The sequence below is a fragment of the Deinococcus sp. Leaf326 genome (assembly GCF_001424185.1).
In the GTDB taxonomy this organism is placed as follows: Bacteria; Deinococcota; Deinococci; order Deinococcales; family Deinococcaceae; genus Deinococcus.
Map to the genome: position 1 here is coordinate 76903 of NZ_LMOM01000014.1, position 240 is coordinate 77142.

Below are 240 nucleotides of genomic sequence, written 5' to 3' on the forward strand. Positions count from 1 at the left end.
GGATCTCTTCGCGCTGTTCGTCCGTCAATCGGCTGGGACGTCCGGTCGCGACGGTGGCCTCGAGGGTGCGCTGCTGGTTCAGCCGCGTGACCCAAGTGCCAACCGTGTGGATGGAGACCCCGAAGTGCTYTGCGATGGCCTGGCGGGAGAAGGTCCCTTGTTGCAGCCATTCTTTTGCGGCGAGGCGGCGTTCTTCCTGCTGGGCACGGGTGAGTTTTGAGGGCTTCCAACCAGACATAC

1 protein-coding gene is annotated in these 240 nt (G+C 63.2%); it reads left to right on the forward strand.

All coding sequences use genetic code 11. From position 1 onward, the window contains the following. On the forward strand, positions 1-220 hold a 220-nt coding region (locus ASF71_RS24930), incomplete at its 5' end, for a hypothetical protein (RefSeq protein WP_235514145.1). Between the last annotated feature and the right edge of the window lie 20 nt (positions 221-240).